This window comes from Microbacterium marinum, from assembly GCF_014204835.1.
Taxonomy (GTDB): Bacteria; Actinomycetota; Actinomycetes; order Actinomycetales; family Microbacteriaceae; genus Microbacterium; species Microbacterium marinum.
Genome location: NZ_JACHMD010000001.1, coordinates 2,034,560 through 2,052,893, shown reverse-complemented (window position 1 = coordinate 2,052,893; position 18,334 = coordinate 2,034,560). Strand labels below are relative to the sequence as shown.

General features: G+C 70.9%; 17 protein-coding genes. 16 read left to right on the top strand and 1 reads right to left on the bottom strand.

Going from position 1 to position 18,334, the window contains the following annotated elements:
- The first annotated feature begins 27 nt into the window (after positions 1-27).
- The 3 genes from BKA24_RS10130 (at position 28) to nusB (ending at position 1,542) form a co-directional block, all read left to right on the top strand.
- Complete coding sequence (locus BKA24_RS10130; protein WP_184217680.1) at positions 28-474, top strand: type II 3-dehydroquinate dehydratase; 447 nt, start codon at positions 28-30, stop codon at positions 472-474.
- Positions 475-566: 92 nt separating this feature from the next.
- On the top strand, positions 567-1,127 hold the full coding sequence (gene efp / locus BKA24_RS10125) for an elongation factor P (RefSeq protein ID WP_184217678.1): 561 nt from the start codon (positions 567-569) through the stop codon (positions 1,125-1,127).
- A 7-nt stretch (positions 1,128-1,134) separates the two neighbouring features.
- Positions 1,135-1,542: a transcription antitermination factor NusB gene (nusB, locus tag BKA24_RS10120; RefSeq protein WP_184217676.1), complete on the top strand. Its 408-nt coding sequence runs from the start codon at positions 1,135-1,137 to the stop codon at positions 1,540-1,542.
- Positions 1,543-1,678: 136 nt separating this feature from the next.
- On the opposite strand, the gene BKA24_RS10115 is transcribed toward nusB, so the two are convergent.
- Positions 1,679-2,491: an endonuclease domain-containing protein gene (locus tag BKA24_RS10115; protein WP_184217674.1), complete on the bottom strand. Its 813-nt coding sequence runs from the start codon at positions 2,489-2,491 to the stop codon at positions 1,679-1,681.
- Positions 2,492-2,864: 373 nt separating this feature from the next.
- On the opposite strand from BKA24_RS10115, the gene pyrR reads away from it, so the two are divergent.
- From pyrR to BKA24_RS10050, 13 genes are all read left to right on the top strand, one after another.
- On the top strand, positions 2,865-3,395 hold the full coding sequence (gene pyrR / locus BKA24_RS10110; protein WP_184217672.1) for a bifunctional pyr operon transcriptional regulator/uracil phosphoribosyltransferase PyrR: 531 nt from the start codon (positions 2,865-2,867) through the stop codon (positions 3,393-3,395).
- Positions 3,392-4,363: an aspartate carbamoyltransferase catalytic subunit gene (locus tag BKA24_RS10105; protein WP_184217670.1), complete on the top strand. Its 972-nt coding sequence runs from the start codon at positions 3,392-3,394 to the stop codon at positions 4,361-4,363. Before pyrR ends, BKA24_RS10105 begins: the two co-directional genes overlap by 4 nt.
- Positions 4,360-5,676, top strand: a complete 1,317-nt coding sequence (locus BKA24_RS10100; RefSeq protein ID WP_184217668.1) for a dihydroorotase — start codon at positions 4,360-4,362, stop codon at positions 5,674-5,676. The genes BKA24_RS10105 and BKA24_RS10100 overlap by 4 nt, the downstream gene beginning before the upstream one ends.
- The gene (locus BKA24_RS10095; protein WP_184217666.1) at positions 5,673-6,194 is read left to right on the top strand and encodes a PH-like domain-containing protein; all 522 of its coding nucleotides are present in this window, start codon (positions 5,673-5,675) and stop codon (positions 6,192-6,194) included. The genes BKA24_RS10100 and BKA24_RS10095 overlap by 4 nt, the downstream gene beginning before the upstream one ends.
- Positions 6,191-7,357, top strand: coding sequence for a glutamine-hydrolyzing carbamoyl-phosphate synthase small subunit (carA, locus tag BKA24_RS10090; protein WP_184217664.1), 1,167 nt, complete (start codon positions 6,191-6,193; stop codon positions 7,355-7,357). Before BKA24_RS10095 ends, carA begins: the two co-directional genes overlap by 4 nt.
- Positions 7,350-10,637, top strand: a complete 3,288-nt coding sequence (gene carB, locus BKA24_RS10085; protein ID WP_184217661.1) for a carbamoyl-phosphate synthase large subunit — start codon at positions 7,350-7,352, stop codon at positions 10,635-10,637. Before carA ends, carB begins: the two co-directional genes overlap by 8 nt.
- Positions 10,634-11,497 (top strand): orotidine-5'-phosphate decarboxylase, encoded by an 864-nt coding sequence (gene pyrF / locus BKA24_RS10080; protein ID WP_184217659.1) that lies wholly within the window; start codon positions 10,634-10,636, stop codon positions 11,495-11,497. Before carB ends, pyrF begins: the two co-directional genes overlap by 4 nt.
- Entirely contained in the window at positions 11,490-12,386 is an 897-nt protein-coding gene (gmk, locus tag BKA24_RS10075; RefSeq protein WP_184217657.1) for a guanylate kinase, read from the top strand. The genes pyrF and gmk overlap by 8 nt, the downstream gene beginning before the upstream one ends.
- Positions 12,387-12,482: 96 nt before the next feature.
- Positions 12,483-12,737: a DNA-directed RNA polymerase subunit omega gene (gene rpoZ / locus BKA24_RS10070; RefSeq protein WP_064002061.1), complete on the top strand. Its 255-nt coding sequence runs from the start codon at positions 12,483-12,485 to the stop codon at positions 12,735-12,737.
- Positions 12,738-12,849: 112 nt separating this feature from the next.
- Positions 12,850-14,043: a methionine adenosyltransferase gene (gene metK / locus BKA24_RS10065; protein ID WP_184217655.1), complete on the top strand. Its 1,194-nt coding sequence runs from the start codon at positions 12,850-12,852 to the stop codon at positions 14,041-14,043.
- 4 nt (positions 14,044-14,047) lie between these two features.
- Complete coding sequence (locus BKA24_RS10060; RefSeq protein WP_184217653.1) at positions 14,048-16,006, top strand: primosomal protein N' family DNA-binding protein; 1,959 nt, start codon at positions 14,048-14,050, stop codon at positions 16,004-16,006.
- 8 nt (positions 16,007-16,014) lie between these two features.
- The gene (gene fmt, locus BKA24_RS10055; protein WP_184217651.1) at positions 16,015-16,953 is read left to right on the top strand and encodes a methionyl-tRNA formyltransferase; all 939 of its coding nucleotides are present in this window, start codon (positions 16,015-16,017) and stop codon (positions 16,951-16,953) included.
- Positions 16,950-18,305, top strand: coding sequence for an RsmB/NOP family class I SAM-dependent RNA methyltransferase (locus BKA24_RS10050; protein WP_184217648.1), 1,356 nt, complete (start codon positions 16,950-16,952; stop codon positions 18,303-18,305). The genes fmt and BKA24_RS10050 overlap by 4 nt, the downstream gene beginning before the upstream one ends.
- The last annotated feature ends 29 nt before the right edge of the window (positions 18,306-18,334 follow it).

The following is an 18,334-nucleotide window of genomic DNA, read 5'->3' as shown; positions in this document are numbered from 1 at the left end:
CCTGCCCCGGTCCTCTAGGGTCGTGATGTGACCGCCCCTCGCCGCATCCTGCTCGTCAACGGACCCAACCTGAATCTCCTGGGAGTCCGCGAGCCGGGGATCTACGGGCACGAGACGCTGGCCGACGTCGAAGCGCTCGTGACGGCGACCGCCGCCGAGGCGGGGTACGAGGTGCGGGCGGTGCAGAGCAACCACGAGGGTGTTCTGCTCGACGCGATCCACGCGGCGCGTGAGGACTGCGCTGCGATCGTCATCAACCCCGGCGGCCTCACGCACACCTCGGTCGTCCTGCGGGACGCCCTCTCCGGCGTCGCTCTGCCGGTCGCCGAGGTCCACATCTCGGATGTCCTCGCGCGCGAGCCGTTCCGGCACCACTCGTACGTCGCGGATGTCGCGGTGGTCCACGTGACAGGTCAGGGGGTCGCCGGCTACGCCGACGCGACCCGCCGGCTCCTTACGACCCTCGCCGGCTGACGGTACCGGGGGCACCCGCCGAGGGCATCCCGTAGAATCGATCGTCGGCCGCTTCGGCCCTCGAACTCCATCGAACGGAAAACCGCACACTCATGGCATCCACCGCAGACATCAAGAACGGCGTCGTCCTGTCCATCGACGGGCAGCTCTGGAACGTCGTGGAGTTCCAGCACGTCAAGCCCGGCAAGGGTGGCGCGTTCGTCCGCACCAAGCTGAAGAACGTCGTCAGCGGCAAGGTCGTCGACCGCACCTACAACGCGGGCGCGAAGATCGAGATCGAGAACGTCGACCGTCGCGACTTCACCTACCTCTACAACGACGGCGACAGCTTCGTCTTCATGGACGTTGCCGACTACGACCAGCTGAACGTGTCGGCCACGGTCGTCGGCGATGCGGCGAACTACCTCCTGGAGAACCAGCAGGTCCAGATCGCGCTGAACAACGGCAACCCGCTCTACGTCGAGATGCCGGCGTCTGTCGTGCTCGAAATCACCTACACCGAGCCCGGTCTCCAGGGCGACCGCTCGTCGGCGGGCACGAAGCCCGCGACGCTCGAGACCGGCTACGAGATCCAGGTTCCGCTGTTCGTCGAGCAGGGCACCAAGGTGAAGGTCGACACGCGCTCCGGGGACTACCTCGGCCGCGTGAGCTGACCACCCGATGAGCGCTCGGAGCAAGGCGCGCAAACGCGCGCTCGACATCCTCTTCCAGTCCGACGTCCGCGGGGACGACCTCGCCGTGACCCTCGCCGCCGAGGCGAAGCGCGCCGCGAGCGAGCCGGCGCGCGAGAGCTCCTGGCTCTACGCACGCGACATCGTTGATGGGGTCATCGACGCCCGTGATGAGATCGACGAGCAGATCGTCACGCACGCGCGCGACTGGAAGCTCGAGCGGATGCCGGCGGTCGACCGCGCGATCCTGCGCATCGGCGTCTGGGAGATCCTCCACAACGCCGAGGTGCCCACCGCCGTGGCGATCGACGAGGCGGTCGAACTGGCGAAGGAGTTCTCCACGGACGACTCCGGCGCGTTCGTGCACGGCGTGCTCGCCCGCATCGCCCGCGCCTGACGCGGCGCGCGCCTTCGCCGGTCGCCCCGGCCGCGGGTCATCCTGCCGAGCAGCGGAAACCCGCTGTCCCGCGGACGTTTGCACGGGTTTCCGTCCGCCGGGGCGCGGATCTCCGGGGGAGGGCGGGTCGCGGCACTCACCGGAGGTGGAGGCCCTGCGCGAGGGCGCGGAGCACGCGGTCCTGCACGTCGGGCCAGCGGTGCACCACGTCGGAGTAGCCCACACGGATCACCGTGAACCCGTGCAGGGTGAGCAGTGCATCGTGGGCGATGTCCGCCTCGCGCTGCGCTCCGACGTGATGACCGCCGTCGATCTGCAGCACGAGGCGGTCGCCGATGAGGAAGTCGACGCGGTGGCCGAGGAGCACGACCTGTGCGTGCACCGGGGCCGGAATCCAGCGCAGGCGGACATCGACCAGAGTCTCGAGTCCGGAGTCGAGGTGAGCGACCGCGTCCTTGAGCACACGCCGTGCCGCGGGGCGGAGGGCGAATCGTCGCATGATCTCCGCGGACGCTCTGCCTTGACGGAACGCCGAGTCCCAGATCGCCAGCGCGCGCTCGAACGGTTGGCACTCCGCCACGACCGCGAGGACGTTTTCGACCGGATCTATGAGGGCGCTCGGATGCCGCGGGATCAGCGGCACGCTCCAGTGCACGCGCGCTCCCGCAGCGGCGACACTTCCTGCACCCGCGTGGGCCGCGACGTGGACGGCATCGTCGTCGCGGAGCGTCCACAGTCCGTGTCGGGATGCGGCGGTCACGCAGGTCACTACGACCCGGAACTCCGCCGCACGGACGAGCAGCGGGTCGGCCGACGCGGTGGAGACCCAGCCACGCCGTGGTCGGTGCAGCCCCGCCGCGGCGATGTGATGCCGACTGAAGCCGGCATCGTGCAGGTCACGGGTGCGGGCCACGCCTCCGCGCGATGAGACCCAGCTGGTGACATCCATACCGCGAGTCTGGGCGCCAAAGTGAAGGCGCGGAAGTGATCCACAGCTTGCGCGCGGGGCCGGCGGCATCCCTGGATCGGTGGAGGAAACTCCGCACGCCACCGGCGACCCGCGCTCTGAGCCGCGCCTGCACACGCACTCCCGCGGACTCGCACCCGCGCTCGCGCGGTTATCGCCCTTCCCGCGGGTGGAATCGCGGGCAATCGTCCGCGGGAGTGCGGATCTCCGCGGGCGCGAGGATCTCCGCGGGAGCGCAGACCCGCGACCTCCCGAGACACGGCGCCGGGGCGGAGCGGTCGCGGCATCCGGCTAGACTGGAGCGGAACCCAGCAACCTTTAACACCGTCCTGTGAGGCGGAGAAGGGAGCGGCGGATGACCTCGCGCACCGTTCTGCACGATGCCGACATCGCCCGCGCACTCACGCGCATCTCGCACGAGATCCTCGAGTCGAACAGGGGCCCCGACGGGCTCGTGCTCCTCGGGATCCCCACCCGCGGCGTCACCCTCGCCGACCGCATCGCCGCGCTCATCGCGTCTTTCACCGGCCACAGCGTGCCGGTCGGTGCGCTCGACGTCACGATGTACCGGGATGATCTGCACCGGAATCCCACGCGCACGCCGCGGCCGACGGAGATCCCTCCCGGCGGCATCGACGCGAAGACCGTCGTGCTCGTCGATGACGTCCTGTTCTCGGGGCGCTCGATCCGGGCGGCCCTCGACGCGCTCCAGGACATCGGGCGCCCTGCCGCTGTTCGGCTGGCGATCCTCGTCGACCGCGGGCACCGGGAGCTGCCGATCCGGCCCGACTACGTCGGCAAGAACCTTCCGAGCGCGCGCGACGAGCGGGTCAACGTCCGGCTGCTCGAAGTCGATGGCACCGATGAGGTGACGATCGCGTCATGAGACACCTCCTCGACACCCGCACCCTCGCCCGAGCCGACGCGCTGCGCCTGCTCGATGTGGCCGAGGACATGCGCGACACGCAGTCACGCGAGATCAAGAAGCTTCCCACTCTGCGGGGCAAGACGGTCGTGAACCTCTTCTTCGAGGACTCGACCCGCACTCGCATCTCGTTCGAGGCGGCGGCCAAGCGACTGTCCGCCGACGTGATCAACTTCTCCGCGAAGGGATCGTCGGTCTCCAAGGGTGAGTCGCTTCAGGACACGGCGCAGACCCTGCAGGCGATGGGGGCGGATGCCGTGGTCATCCGGCATGGCGCGTCCGGCGCCCCGCACACCCTCGCCACCAGCGGCTGGATCTCCGCCGGCGTCCTCAACGCCGGCGACGGCACGCACGAGCACCCCACACAGGCCCTTCTGGACGCCTTCACGATCCGCAAGCGCTTCTTCGGCGACGACAGCCGGGGCCGCGATCTCAGCGGACTCCGCGTGACCATCGTCGGCGACGTGCTCCACTCGCGTGTCGCGCGTTCCAACGTCTGGCTGCTCACGACGCTCGGCGCGCGGGTCACGCTCGTCGCCCCACCGACCCTCGTCCCGCAGGATGTCAGCGCGTGGCCCGTCGACGTCGGATACGACCTCGACGAGGCGCTTGCGGCGGGGCCGGACGCGGTCATGATGCTCCGCATCCAGCTCGAACGCATGAACGCGGCCTATTTCCCCACTGAGCGGGAGTATTCGAGGCGATGGGGGCTGGATGCCGCGCGGCTGGGCGTCCTGCCTGCCGATAGCATTGTCATGCACCCCGGACCCATGAACCGGGGTCTGGAGATCTCCGCCGACGCCGCCGATTCGCCTCGATCGACCGTTCTCGAACAGGTCGCGAACGGTGTGTCGGTGCGCATGGCGGCGCTGTACCTGCTGCTGGCAGGCGAGCGCGACACGACGAACGCAGAGGAGGACGCCCGATGAGCGACGCAACCCTCATCCGCGGGGCGCGGATCCAGGGCGGCCAGGCAGCCGACATCCTCATCGAGGCCGGCACCATCACCGCGGTCGGCGCCGTGTCGGCACCGGCCGGTGCCCGGGTCGTCGACGCGGACGGCCTCCTCGCCCTCCCCGGCCTCGTCGACCTGCACACGCACCTCCGCGAGCCCGGAGGCGAGGCATCGGAGACGATCCTCACCGGGTCGCGCGCGGCCGCAGCCGGCGGCTACACGACGGTCTTCGCGATGCCGAACACCTCGCCCGTCGCCGACACCGCCGGCGTCGTCGAGCAGGAGCTCGCCCTCGGTGAGGCCGCTGGATATGTCCACGTGCAGCCGATCGGTGCGGTCACCGTCGGGCAGAAGGGGGAGCGCCTCGCCGAACTCGGCGCGATGGCATCCTCGAGGGCCCGCGTCCGGGTCTTCAGCGACGACGGGTTCTGCGTCTTCGACCCGCTCATCATGCGACGCGCGCTGGAGTACGTGAAGGCGTTCGACGGCGTCGTCGCCCAGCACGCCCAGGACCCGCGCCTCACGGAGGGTGCGCAGATGAACGAGGGCGTCGTCTCGGCCGAGCTGGGGCTCACGGGGTGGCCGGCGGTCGCCGAGGAGTCGATCATCGCGCGGGATGTGCTGCTGGCCGAGCACGTCGGATCCCGCCTGCATGTCTGCCACCTTTCGACGGCCGGATCGGTCGATCTGATCCGCTGGGCGAAGAAGCGGGGTGTCGCCGTCACGGCGGAGGTCACCCCCCACCACCTCCTGCTGACGGAGGAGCTCGTCCGCGGATACGACCCGCGCTTCAAGGTCAATCCTCCGCTTCGGCGCGACGAGGACGTGCGTGCGGTCAGAGAGGGACTGGCCGACGGCACGATCGATATCGTGGCGACCGATCACGCTCCCCACCCCGCCGAGGCGAAGAACTGCGAGTGGCAGGCCGCGGCGAACGGCATGGTCGGTCTGGAGTCCGCAATCCGGGTCGTCCACGCCGCCATGGTCGAGACCGGCCTGCTCGACTGGGACGACGTCGCGCGGGTGATGTCGGCAGCGCCTGCACGCATCGGACGGCTCGACGGCGCCGGCACCCCGCTCAGCGTGGGTCAGGCGGCATCCTTCACCCTGTACGACCCCGCGCCGACGCGCCGCTTCAGCGCCGACGACCTGCGGGGACGGAGCGTCAACTCGCCCTATCTCGACCGCGAGCTGCCCGGCGAGGTGCGCGCCACGTTCTTCCGCGGGACACCCACCGTCGTCGACGGTGCGGTGGTCGACCTCGCCGGATCGGGAGCGACCGCATGACGCGCGAGCTCGCCCTCGGCCTCGTCCTGCTTCTCGCCGTCGTCCTGATCTTCGTGGGCGTCCTCGCGTGGCGCCGCCGCGGACGGCGCGACAGCGGGATCGCGGCCCCGGTGGGCGAGGCTCCCGCCGGCGCCACCGAGACCTCCCGCACGAGCGGCCTGTACGTCGCGACCACGCGTCACGGCGATGCCCTGGAGCGGCTCGCGATCGGCGGCCTCGCGTTCCGGTCACGCGTCGAGGTGACCGTGACCGACCGCGGAGTGGCTCTCGACCTCACCGGAAAGCCGAGGATCTTCCTCTCGACGGGCCGCATCCAGAGCGTGGCGCAGGCGACCGTGGCGATCGATCGGGTCGTCGAGCGCGACGGCCTCGTCCGAATCGCCTGGCGCGCCGACAGCGGCGACGTCGTCGACACCTACCTCCGACCGCAGGAGACCTCCGCCCGCGTCCTCGCCGACGCGATCGGCGCCACCCTGACATCCCGAACGACCTCGCACACCCCCGGAAGCGACACATGAGCACCTCCCAGACATTCCAGGCTCCCGAACCCGCCGTCCTCGTCCTCGAAGACGGCACCCGCCACCCCGGCAACGCCTACGGTGCCCGCGGGACCACGCTCGGCGAAGTCGTCTTCGCCACCGCGATGACCGGCTACCAGGAGACGATCACCGACCCGTCGTACGCCGGGCAGATCGTCCTGCAGACCGCACCCCACATCGGCAACACCGGCATGAACGGCGAGGACCACGAGTCGCGTCGCATCTGGGTTTCCGGCTACGTGGTGCGCGACCCTTCGCGCATCGTCTCGAACTGGCGCTCCGACCACTCGCTCGAAGACGCGCTCGTCCGCGACGGCATCGTCGGGATCAGCGGGATCGACACGCGCGCCGTGACCCGGGTGCTCCGTTCGGCGGGCTCCATGCGGGGCGGCGTCTTCTCGGGGGATGCCGCCGCGCTCAGCGACGAGGAGCAGCTGCGCATCGTGCGCGAGGCGCCCCAGATGGCCGGCCAGAACCTCTCGTCGGAGGTGTCGGTGGATGCCGCCGAGGTCACGCCCGCCGTGGGGGAGCGGATCGGCAACCTCGCCATCCTCGACCTCGGTGTGAAGCAGGCCACCGTGAACAACCTCGCCGCCCGCGGCTTCGAGGTGCACGTCCTGCCGCAGTCGACCACGATCGCCGACGTCGAGGCGATCGACCCCGTCGCCGTCTTCTACTCGAACGGCCCCGGCGACCCCGCGGCATCCGATCGCCATGTCGCACTCCTGCGCGAGGTCCTCGACCGGAAGCTGCCGTTCTTCGGGATCTGCTTCGGCAACCAGCTCTTCGGCCGCGCCCTCGGCTTCGGCACCTACAAGCTGCCGTTCGGCCACCGCGGCATCAACCAGCCCGTCCTCGACAAGACGACCGGCCGCGTCGAGATCACCGCACACAACCACGGGTTCGCCGTGGACGCCCCGATCGAGGGCGTCATCGACAGCCCGAACGGCTACGGCCGGGTCGAAGTGAGCCATGTCGGCCTCAACGACAACGTCGTGGAGGGTCTTCGCGCCCTCGACCTGCCCGCCTTCAGCGTCCAGTACCACCCGGAGGCGGCCGCGGGCCCGCACGACGCCAACTACCTGTTCGACCGCTTCCGCGACCTCGTGATCGCGACCCTGGAGACCAAGAAGAATGCCTAAGCGCGACGACATCCAGAGCGTCCTCGTCATCGGATCGGGCCCGATCGTCATCGGTCAGGCCTGCGAGTTCGACTACTCCGGCACCCAGGCGTGCCGGGTGCTGCGGGAGGAGGGCGTGCGCGTCATCCTCGTCAACTCCAACCCGGCGACGATCATGACCGACCCCGACTTCGCCGATGCGACCTACATTGAGCCGATCACCCCCGAGGTGATCGAGACGATCATCGCCAAGGAGAAGCCCGACGCGATCCTGCCGACCCTCGGCGGTCAGACGGCGCTCAACGCGGCGATGGCTCTGCACGACCGCGGCATCCTCGAGAAGTACGACGTGGAGCTCATCGGCGCCAAGGTCGACGCGATCCGCAAGGGCGAGGACCGTCAGGTCTTCAAGGAACTCGTCCTCGAAGCCGGCGCCGACGTCGCCAAGAGCGTCATCGCGCACACGATGGACGACCTCCTCGCCGGCGCCGAGCAGCTCGGCTACCCGCTCGTCGTCCGTCCGTCGTTCACGATGGGCGGCCTCGGTTCGGGCTTCGCCTACAACGAAGAGGACCTCCGCCGGATCGGCGGTGCGGGCCTGCGCGACTCGCCGACCACCGAGGTGCTCCTGGAGGAGTCGATCCTCGGGTGGAAGGAGTACGAGCTCGAGCTCATGCGCGACACGTCCGACAACACGGTCGTCGTCTGCTCCATCGAGAACGTCGACCCGGTCGGCGTGCACACCGGTGACTCGATCACTGTCGCCCCGGCGCTCACCCTCACCGACCGCGAGTACCAGAAGCTCCGCGACATCGGCATCGACATCATCCGCGCGGTGGGCGTGGACACCGGCGGCTGCAACATCCAGTTCGCCGTCGACCCGGCGACCGGACGCATCATCGTCATCGAGATGAACCCGCGCGTGTCGCGCTCGTCGGCGCTCGCGTCGAAGGCGACCGGCTTCCCGATCGCCAAGCTCGCCGCCAAGCTCGCCATCGGGTACCGCCTCGACGAGGTGCCCAACGACATCACCCAGGCGACGCCGGCGAGCTTCGAGCCGACGCTCGACTACGTGGTCGTCAAGGTGCCGCGGTTCAACTTCGAGAAGTTCCCCGCCGCCGACACGACCCTGACGACCACCATGAAGTCGGTCGGCGAGGCCATGGCGATCGGCCGCAACTACACGACGGCGTTGCAGAAGGCGCTCCGCTCGCTCGAGAAGCGCGGCTCCAGCTTCCACTGGGGCCCCGAGGATCGCAGCGTCGAGGAGCTCCTCGAAATCGCGAAGACTCCGACCGACGGCCGCGTCGTCGTGCTCCAGCAGGCACTGCGCAAGGGCGCGACGCTCGAGCAGGCATTCGAGGCCACGGCGATCGATCCGTGGTTCCTCGACCAGATGATCCTCATCAACGAGGTCGCCGCGTTCGTCGCGGAGGCCGCCACGCTCGACGAGGCGACGCTCCGGGTGGCGAAGGACCACGGATTCAGCGACGCCCAGATCGCGGAGCTTCGCGGTCTCGCAGAAGCCGAGGTGCGCGGCATCCGTCACGGATTCGATCTGCGCCCCGTCTACAAGACCGTCGACACGTGCGCGGGCGAATTCCCCGCGCTCACGCCGTACCACTACTCGTCCTACGACCGCGAGACCGAGGTGACGCCCAGCGAGCGGCAGAAGATCGTCATCATCGGTTCGGGTCCGAACCGCATCGGTCAGGGCGTCGAGTTCGACTACTCGTGCGTGCACGCGTCTTTCGCACTGTCGGATGCCGGGTACGAGACGATCATGGTCAACTGCAACCCCGAGACCGTGTCGACCGACTACGACACGAGCGACCGGCTGTATTTCGAGCCGCTGACGCTCGAGGACGTCCTCGAGGTTCTGCACGCCGAGGCGCAGTCGGGGGAGATCCTCGGCGTCGTGTGCCAGCTCGGCGGGCAGACGCCCCTCGGCCTCGCGAAGGGCATCGAGGCCGCCGGGTACAACATCCTCGGCACGAAGCCCGCGGCGATCGACATCGCGGAGGAGCGGGAGCTCTTCTCGCAGTTGCTCGACCGCGCCGGTCTCACGGCGCCCCGTCACGGCACGGCCACCGATGAAGCCGGCGCCGTCGCGATCGCCGAGGAGATCGGGTACCCGGTTCTGGTCCGTCCGAGCTTCGTCCTCGGCGGGCGCGGGATGGAGATCGTGTACGACACCGACAGCCTCCGCGACTACTTCGTCCGGGTCGCCGATCAGGCGATCATCGGTGAGGACGCGCCGCTGCTGGTCGACCGCTTCCTCGACGACGCGGTGGAGATCGACGTCGACGCGCTCTTCGACGGCGAGCAGCTCTACATCGGTGGCGTGATGGAGCACCTGGAGGAGGCCGGCATCCACTCCGGCGACTCGTCGTGCACCCTGCCCCCGATGTCGCTCGGCCGCGGCGAGATCGACCGGGTCCGGGTCGCGACCCACGCCATCGCGGAAGGCGTCGGCGTGCGGGGCCTGCTGAACGTGCAGTTCGCGGTCTCGGCGGGCGTTCTCTACGTCATCGAGGCCAATCCGCGCGCCTCGCGCACCGTCCCGTTCGTGTCGAAGGCCCTCGGCATCCCGATGGCGAAGGCGGCGAGCCGGATCATGGCCGGCGCATCGATCGCCGAGCTGATCGCGGAGGGCCTGCTCCCGGAGCAGGACGGCTCCCGGGTGCCGCTGGACGCCCCGGTCGCCGTGAAGGAGGCCGTCCTCCCGTTCAAGCGGTTCCGCACCGCCGACGGCCGCACCGTCGACTCGGTCCTCGGGCCCGAGATGCGCTCGACGGGTGAGGTCATGGGCATCGACCGCGACTTCCCGACCGCGTTCGCCAAGAGCCAGGCGGCTGCCTACGGAGGCATGCCGACCTCGGGTACGGTCTTCCTCTCCGTGGCCGACGACGACAAGCGAGCCGTCATCCTCCCGGCGCACCGCCTGCAGGAGCTCGGGTTCCGTCTCATCGCCACCGAGGGGACCGCCGAGATCCTCGCCCGCAACGGCATCAGCGTCGACGTGGTGTCGAAGTTCTCCGAGACGCAGGGATCGGGGGAGCGCAATGTCGTGGACCTCATCAACGCCGGCGAGATCGACATCGTCGTGAACACCCCCTCGGGCGGCATCGCACGCGCCGACGGGTACGAGATCCGGGCGGCCGCGGTCGCCGCGGACAAGGCCCTGTTCACGACCATGGCTGTGCTCGGCGCCGCCGTGTCGTCGATGCCGGTCCTCCGCGAGGGCTTCGCCGTCAAGAGCCTCCAGGAGTACGCGCTCGAGCGGAAGGTCTCCGTGTGAGTTCCTTCGGTGCGCGGTTGGCCGCGGCGATCGACTCGCGCGGCCAACTGTGCGTCGGCATCGACCCGCACGCCGATCTCCTGGATTCATGGGGGCTGGATGCCGCGGCATCCGGTGTCCGCGAGTTCGGGCTGCGTGTGGTCGACGCCGCCGGCGACCGTGTGGGCATCGTGAAGCCCCAGGTCGCGTTCTTCGAGCGGTTCGGCTCGGCGGGCCTCGCCGCGCTGGAGGACGTGATCGCGGCGGCGCGCGCGGCGGGACTTCTCGTGATCGCCGATGCCAAGCGCGGCGACATCGGGACGACGATGGACGGCTACGCGCAGGCGTGGCTGGGCGCCGGCGGACCGCTGGAGTCGGATGCGCTGACGGTGAGTCCGTACCTCGGGCCCGATTCCCTGCGTGGCACCGTCTCGACCGCCGTCCGCGAGGAGAAGGGTCTGTTCGTCCTCGCGGCCACGAGCAACCCGGAGGCCGTGGGTGTCCAATCGGCAGAGGTCACGGTCGTCGACGCCGACCGCGGTCAGACCGTCGCCGACTGGGTCGCGCGTCGCGCCGGCGCCGTGAACTCCTCAGCGGCCACGGGGGAGGACCGGTTCGGACCGGTCGGTTTCGTCGTCGGTGCCACCGTCGACCGCGCCGACCTCGGCCTCACCGACGACGCCCTCGTGCGTGCGCCGATCCTCGCGCCCGGGTTCGGTGCGCAGGGCGCCCGACTGTCCGATATCGTCACTCTGTTCGGCGCCCTGGCCCCTCAGGTCATCGCGAGCGCGAGCCGCAGCATCCTCCGCGCCGGACCCGACGGGGTCGCGGCGGCCATCGACCACCACAACGCCGAGCTCCAGGAAGCCCTTCATGCCTGACTCCCGAACCCCTCCCGAGGTCGACCGCGCAGCGGCATCCCGTCGGGCGGTCGCCGCGCGCCGTGAGCGCGCCGCCCTCAAACGCGACGTCACCAGCCGCGTCATCAGCCCGCAGGACCTCCTGCGGCGCGCGTGGGCCGAGCCGGAGTCGCCCGCGGCGGCCATGAGGATCACGGAGTTCCTCACCGCCATCCCGGCGATCGGGGAGGGCAAGCGCGATCGCATCCTCGCGGACCTCGGCATCTCGCCCGTCAAGAAGATCGGGGGACTCGGCATCCGCCAGCGGACCGCGCTGAGCGCGTTCCTCGACGCCCGCCTGCCCGAGCCCACCGCCCGCGGCGGGCGGAGCAGGCTCGTGGTGCTCGCCGGTCCGACCGCCGTCGGCAAGGGCACGGTCGCCGCCCACATCAAGGAGCACCACCCCGAGATCCACCTCTCGGTCTCGGCGACGACCCGACCCCCGCGGCCGGGGGAGGTCGAGGGCGAGCACTACTTCTTCGTGGACGACGCCGAGTTCGACCGCTTGATCGACGCCGGCGAGCTCCTCGAGCACGCGACCGTCCACAACGCGTACCGGTACGGCACGCCTCGGACCCCGATCGATGAGGCTCTTGCGGGCGGTCGCACCGTCCTCCTCGAGATCGACCTGCAGGGCGCACGGCAGGTGCGCAAGGCCGCCCCCGACGCGACGCTCGTGTTCCTGCTGCCGCCGAGCTGGGACGAACTCGTGAACCGGCTCGTGGGCCGTGGCACAGAGGGCGAAGAGGAGCGGGCGCGGCGCCTGAAGACGGCGCGGGTCGAGCTGGCGTCCCAGGGCGAGTTCGACTACCGCGTCGTGAACGACGACGTCGCTCGTGCGGCGGCGGAGGTCGCCGGCCTCGCAGGGTGACCGCCGCGGCACCGGCCTCTCGACCCTGTAGACTGATCGGATGCCGCGCGTCGTCGCGCGCACAGACTTCCCACCTCTCGATCCTGGAGGACCACCATGGCCAACCGTGACCAGGGCATCATCGACCCGCCCATCGACGCACTGCTCGACAAGGTCGACTCGAAGTACCAGCTCGTGATCTACGCATCCAAGCGTGCGCGTCAGATCAACGACTACTACTCCGACCTCCACGAGGGGAACCTCTTCGACAATGTGGGGCCGCTCGTCGACTCCAACGTCGAGGACAAGCCGCTCACGATCGCACTTCACGAGATCCACGAGGACAAGCTGCGCCTGCGCGCGGCCGAGTGAGTCCCTCTGGCAGCTGACGCCACACGGCGTCATCCTCATGCCCGTGTGTCCCCGTGTCGGGGACCGCGGGCATGATGGTTTCACACCCCCGATCCGCCCTCCTGGAGGACCGATGACCTCGCTGCGTCTGTTCACGTCGGAATCCGTGACCGAAGGCCACCCCGACAAGATCTGCGACCAGATCTCCGACAGCATCCTCGATGCGCTCCTCGCCGTCGACCCCGGCAGCCGGGTCGCGGTCGAGACGCTCGTCACGACGGGCCTCGTCCACGTCGCCGGGGAGGTCCGCACCGACGGATACGTCGACATCCCCGGGATCGTCCGGCGCGTCGTGAACCGCATCGGCTACACCTCGAGCGAGACCGGATTCGACGGCGATTCGTGCGGTGTCACGGTGTCCATCGGCGAGCAGTCCGGTGACATCGCCGCCGGCGTCGACAACGCGCTCGAACACCGCGAGGGCGGATCGGTCGACGCGCTCGATGCGCTCGGAGCGGGCGACCAGGGGATCATGTTCGGCTACGCGACGAACGAGACCCCGCAGTTCATGCCGACGGCCATCTGGACAGCGCATCGCCTCGCCGAGCGGCTGACGGAGTCGCGCCGGAACGGCGCCCTGCCCTTCCTCCGGCCCGACGGCAAGACGCAGGTGACCCTCGGCTACGACGGAGCGACTCCGAGGACCGTGGAGACCGTCGTGCTCTCCACGCAGCACAACCCGGACATCTCCCTCCCCGCCCTGCGCGCTGCGGTGCAGGCCGAGGTGATCGACCCCGTGCTCGCGCAGACCGGGCTCGACGTCTCCGACGTCCGTTACGTGATCAACCCCGCGGGCCCGTTCGTGGTGGGCGGTCCCAAGGGGGACGCCGGGCTGACCGGACGGAAGATCATCATCGACACGTACGGCGGCGCGGCGCGTCACGGCGGCGGAGCGTTCAGCGGTAAGGATCCGTCGAAGGTCGACCGCTCGGCGGCGTACGCGATGCGCTGGGTCGCCAAGAACGCGGTCGCGGCCGGGCTCGCCGACCGCCTGGAGGTGCAGGTCGCCTACGCCATCGGGCGTGCCGCGCCCGTCGGCCTGTACGTCGAGACCTTCGGCACGGGCCACGTGTCGGACGAGAGGATCACCGCGGCCATCCGCGACGTCTTCGACCTCCGCCCGCAGGCGATCATCGACGACCTCGACCTGCTGCGCCCCATTTACGCGCAGACGGCGGCCTACGGCCACTTCGGCCGTGAGCTCGACGACTTCACGTGGGAGCGCACCGACCGGGTCGACGCGCTCCGGGCCGCCGCCGGGCTCTGAGCCCGTGGCATCCGTCGCGCGGGTTCTGCTGGACTCGCCGCTGCCGCAGCTCGACCGCCTCTTCGACTACGCCGTCCCCGAACGGCTCTCTCCGATCGCCCTCCCGGGCGTGCGGGTGAAGGTGCCGTTGCGGAGTGCCGGACGCATGGTGGAGGGCTGGCTGATCGAGCTCGGCGATCCGGAGCCGGGCGGAAGGCCGCTGTCGGAGCTGGCGGAGGTGGTGTCCACCGTCCCGCTCCTGCCGCGGCGCCTCTACGAGCTCGCCCGGTCGGTCGCCGACCGCGCGGCCGGTTCGGCGAGTGACGTGCTGCGCCTGGCCGTCCCGAAGCGGATGGTCCGCGCGGAGAAGGCCTGGCTCGCGGCGCCCGCGCCACCGGCTCCGGTCGTGTCTCCGGATGCCGCGGAGCGCGCCGCCGCTCTCCTCGGCGCCTATCCGGGGTTGACGGACGCGGTGACGGCGGGGGAGCGACTCGCCGTCGACGCGCCGCCGACGCCGTCCGCGGGGGGCCTGCGCGGTGCGTGGGCGGATCTCCTCGCGGCGATCGCGGCGCACACTCTGGCGGCAGGTCGGAGCACGCTGATCGTCGTCCCCGATCATCGCGATCAGTCGCAGGTGCTCGACGCGCTGGGTGCGCTGCTTTCGGACGATGCCGTCGTCCGCGACGACGCGCGCCGGTCGGGGCCGGAACGCTTCACCAGCTACCTGCGCATGCTGCACGAAGTGCCGTGCGTCGTGGTCGGGAACAGGTCGACGGTGTACGCCCCGGCTCATGATGTCGGGGCGGTGGTCGTGTGGGACGACGGCGACCCGCTTCTCGCGGAGCCGCTGAGTCCGGGCGTGCATGCGCGCGACGCGGCCCTCGTGCGGCAGGGTGCGGAAGGGTCGGCGCTCGTCTTCGCGGGTCACACCCGCACGACCGACGTCGAACGGCTCGTGCAGATCGGATGGGTCCGGGATGTCCCTGCGGCGCGGCGGCCCAGTCCGCGAGTCGTGCTGTCCGCGACGCACGAGGCGGAGTCCCGCGGCGCGCGCGTGCCTTCGAGCGCCTTCGCCGCGGCGCGGGAGGCGCTCCCGCACGGACCTGTCCTCGTCCAGGTCGCGCGTCCCGGCTACTCACCGGTGCTCGTGTGCGCCGAGTGTCGCACCCCGGCCCGCTGCCGCCACTGCTCGGGTCCGTTGCGCGCGCGCCGGGCCGGTGCCGTGCCCGACTGTGGGTGGTGCGGGCGGTCGGCGCCCGGCTGGAGCTGCGCGAACTGCTCGGCCACCAGTTTCCGGATGGCCTCCTCCGGCAGTGAGCGCACGGCGGACGAGCTCGGGCGGGCGTTCCCCGGGGTGCGGGTGATCGTCGCTGACGGCGACCACCCCGTGGCATCCGTCGACGGACGCCCGGCGCTGGTGATCGCGACCCGCGGTGCGGAGCCCCCGGCCGAGGGCGGGTACCGGGCGATCATCCTCCTCGACGGCGATCGCATGCTCATGGCGGAGCAGCTGCGCATCGGTGAGTCGTGTCTGCGCTGGTGGTCGAACGCGGCCGTCCTTGCGGCACCGGGTGCGCCGGTTCACCTGGTCGGGGTCACGGGGCCGGTCGCCCGGGCCCTCGCGACGTGGACGCAGCCCGCCTATGCCCGCGCCGAGCTCGCCGACCGGCTGCCGCTGCAGATGCCGCCGACGGTGCGCGTCGCCTCGGTGGAAGGGACGGCCACGGCCGTCGACAAGGCGGTCGCCGAGCTGCGCGACGCGCTCCCCGACATCCCCCCCAGCGCCGTACTCGGCCCGGTCCCGCAGGGCGAAGGGGTGGTGCGCGCACTCATCCGGGTCGACTACGCACACGGTCGCTCGCTCGCCGAGCAGCTGCGTGCCTCCGTCGTCGCCGCGGCCGTCTCCGGTCGACGACGCGGTCCGCGTGCTCCTGCCCGGACTACACTCAGGGTTCGGCTCGATGTGCCCGAGCTCGATCTGTGAGGACCAGCATGCGCGTCGTTTTCGCCGGAACCCCCGAACCGGCCGTTCCCTCGCTGCGTGCGCTCGCGGCATCCGATCACGAGGTGGTCGGGGTGGTCACGCGACGTGATGCTCCGCTCGGTCGCAAGCGCGTGCTCACGCCGTCACCCGTCGCTGCCGCTGCGGCAGAGCTCGGCATCCCGGTCATCAAAGCCGACCGTCTCGATGCGGACGCCACAGCGGCCATCGCCGCACACGACCCCGACCTCGGTGTGATCGTCGCGTATGGCGGTCTCGTCCGCGAACCGCTCCTCTCGATGCCGGCGCACGGGTGGATCAACCTGCACTTCTCCCTGCTGCCGCGCTGGCGAGGCGCAGCCCCCGTGCAGCACGCACTGATCGCCGGTGACCGCACCACCGGCGCTGCGGTGTTCCAGCTCGTGCCCGCGCTCGATGCGGGTGACGTCTTCGCTCAGCTCCAGTGGGAGGTTCCCGAGGACGCGACCGCGGCAGACGTCCTCGCCGCCCTCGCCGTCTCGGGCGCATCGCTCGTCGGTGACGTCGTCGACGCCATCGGGGCCGGAACGGCCGCATCCGTCCCGCAGGCCGGGGAGCCGACCCTCGCCCCCAAGCTGTCGATCGCCGATGGTGCGCTGGACTTCTCGCAGTCCGCCGTTCGGGTGCTCGACCGGTACCGCGGCACGACGCCCGAACCCGGTGCGCACGCGTCGATCGGCGGTCAGCGGCTCAAGGTGCTCGCCGCAGGTCTCGGTCCCGCCGGCCACGACGATCTGCCGCCGGGTACGGTCGCCCTCCGAGACAAGCGGGTCCTCGTCGGCACCTCCGGCGGAGCGGTCGAGCTGATCACCGTGCAGCCCGCCGGAAAGGCCGGCATGGCCGCCGCTGACTGGTGGCGTGGGCTGCGCGCGGACGAGCCGCGCTTCGACCTGCCCGAGGGGGCGCGATGACGACCGCGCGCGAAGTGGCCTACGACGTCATCAGCGCTGTCCGCACCTCCGACGCGTACGCAAACCTGCTGCTGCCCCGGGAGATCGTGCGGGCCGGTCTGTCCTCCGGGGATGCCGCGCTCGCCACCGAGCTCACCTACGGCACGCTTCGGCGGATCGGCACCTACGACGCGATCATCTCCGCCGCCGCGGGCCGCCCCGCCGCCGACATCGACCCTCCTGTCCTCGATGCGCTGCGGCTGGGCGCCCACCAGGTGCTCGCCACGCGGGTTCCGGCGCACGCGGCCGTGAACGAGACGGTCGAGCTCGCCCGGCAGGCGGCTGGGCGCAAGGTGACGGGTTTCGCGAACGCGGTCATGCGACGCATCACCGAGCGCGACGAGGCCGAATGGCTCGAGCGTGTGGAGGCGGCGTGCCGCTCTGACGACGAACGGCTCTCGGTGCGGTTCGCGCACCCGGTTTGGGTCATCCGCGCGCTCCGACGTGCCCTGGCCGCCGAGGGGCGTGCCGATGAGCTGAACGACCTCCTCGACGCCGACAACGCGGCGCCCCAGGTGACGATGACCGCGCTGCCGGGGCTCGCAGAGATCCCCACGGAAGCCACGCGCACGACGCAGTCGCCGATCGGGTTCCGTCTCGGTGGGGGAGATCCCGAGCGCACCGTGAGCGCCTCGGGCGGCCGCATCCGCGTGCAGGACGAGGGCTCGCAGCTCGCCGCGCTCGCGCTGTCGCGCGCCCTGCCCGTGCGCGCGGGCGAACGGTGGCTCGACCTGTGCGCAGCGCCCGGCGGCAAGACCGCGGTGCTCGCCGCGGAGGCGCACGCGCACGGCGCGATCCTCGAGGCGAACGAGCTCTCGTCCGCCCGCGCGCGGCTCGTGCGCCAGTCCGTGGCCGGCGTCCCGGGGCAGATCCCGGTGTCGGAGGAGGACGGCCGCACCCGCGCCGCGAAGGGCCGATACGACCGCATCCTCGTCGACGCGCCCTGCACAGGTCTCGGTGCGCTGCGCCGGCGTCCCGAGTCCCGCTGGCGCAAGACGCCCGCCGACGTCCCGGAGCTCAGCGCGTTGCAGGTTGAACTGCTCTCCGCAGCGGTCGACGCGCTCGCACCGGGCGGCGTCGTCGCGTACGTCACGTGTTCGCCGCACCTCGCCGAGACCGCCGGCGTCGTCGCCCAGGTCGAGCGGCAGTTCGAGGGACGGGTCACCCAGCTCGACGCCCGAGCGGTCGTGGCATCCATCAGCGTCTCGCCCATCGATCTGCCGCCCCAGAGCGACGGATCGGGACGCGCGCAGCTGTGGCCGCACCGCCACGGTACCGACGCCATGTCGATCTCGCTGCTGCAGCGGGTTTGACGCGGGCATCGCCGCCGTCACCGGCGGTC

What these genes read in the sequence shown, in the direction of transcription:
- carB (WP_184217661.1), top strand. Translation starts at nt 7,350, where the DNA reads ATGCCTAAGCGCGACGACATCCAGAGCGTCCTCGTCATCGGATCGGGC.
- nusB (WP_184217676.1), top strand. Translation starts at nt 1,135, where the DNA reads ATGAGCGCTCGGAGCAAGGCGCGCAAACGCGCGCTCGACATCCTCTTC.
- BKA24_RS10105 (WP_184217670.1), top strand. Translation starts at nt 3,392, where the DNA reads ATGAGACACCTCCTCGACACCCGCACCCTCGCCCGAGCCGACGCGCTG.
- efp (WP_184217678.1), top strand. Translation starts at nt 567, where the DNA reads ATGGCATCCACCGCAGACATCAAGAACGGCGTCGTCCTGTCCATCGAC.
- BKA24_RS10100 (WP_184217668.1), top strand. Translation starts at nt 4,360, where the DNA reads ATGAGCGACGCAACCCTCATCCGCGGGGCGCGGATCCAGGGCGGCCAG.
- fmt (WP_184217651.1), top strand. Translation starts at nt 16,015, where the DNA reads ATGCGCGTCGTTTTCGCCGGAACCCCCGAACCGGCCGTTCCCTCGCTG.
- metK (WP_184217655.1), top strand. Translation starts at nt 12,850, where the DNA reads ATGACCTCGCTGCGTCTGTTCACGTCGGAATCCGTGACCGAAGGCCAC.
- BKA24_RS10050 (WP_184217648.1), top strand. Translation starts at nt 16,950, where the DNA reads ATGACGACCGCGCGCGAAGTGGCCTACGACGTCATCAGCGCTGTCCGC.
- BKA24_RS10095 (WP_184217666.1), top strand. Translation starts at nt 5,673, where the DNA reads ATGACGCGCGAGCTCGCCCTCGGCCTCGTCCTGCTTCTCGCCGTCGTC.
- carA (WP_184217664.1), top strand. Translation starts at nt 6,191, where the DNA reads ATGAGCACCTCCCAGACATTCCAGGCTCCCGAACCCGCCGTCCTCGTC.
- pyrR (WP_184217672.1), top strand. Translation starts at nt 2,865, where the DNA reads ATGACCTCGCGCACCGTTCTGCACGATGCCGACATCGCCCGCGCACTC.
- BKA24_RS10115 (WP_184217674.1), bottom strand. Translation starts at nt 2,491, where the DNA reads ATGGATGTCACCAGCTGGGTCTCATCGCGCGGAGGCGTGGCCCGCACC.
- gmk (WP_184217657.1), top strand. Translation starts at nt 11,490, where the DNA reads ATGCCTGACTCCCGAACCCCTCCCGAGGTCGACCGCGCAGCGGCATCC.
- rpoZ (WP_064002061.1), top strand. Translation starts at nt 12,483, where the DNA reads ATGGCCAACCGTGACCAGGGCATCATCGACCCGCCCATCGACGCACTG.